Source organism: Leucobacter musarum subsp. musarum (assembly GCF_001273845.1).
Lineage (GTDB): Bacteria > Actinomycetota > Actinomycetes > Actinomycetales > Microbacteriaceae > Leucobacter > Leucobacter musarum.
This window is the reverse complement of the sequence record NZ_JHBW01000030.1, coordinates 1-215: the sequence shown is the minus strand read 5'-3', so window position 1 is coordinate 215 and position 215 is coordinate 1. Positions and strand designations below refer to the sequence as shown.

1 pseudogene is annotated in these 215 nt (G+C 67.4%); it reads right to left on the bottom strand.

The window, feature by feature from the left end:
* Positions 1–6 precede the first annotated feature (6 nt).
* A pseudogene (locus CH42_RS16510) lies at positions 7–215 on the bottom strand (nitrate reductase); the annotation flags it as partial.

Sequence of the window (215 nt, the reverse complement as noted above, 5' to 3'; positions counted from 1 at the left end):
GCAGAGCTAGTACAGCCCGCCGCTGACGATCATCGCAACGGGAGCGGAGAGATCGATGTAGCCCATGGCCTCGGCGATCGCGCCGCTCCAGAAGTCGGTGGTGAGGAAGAAGGAGGCGGCTGCGCCGCCGATGATCCCCGCGGCGAGGCCGGGAACGCCGAAGCCACCGGTGTACCAGTACTTGGCCCCCGGGCGCTCATCGAAGAGATCGAGGC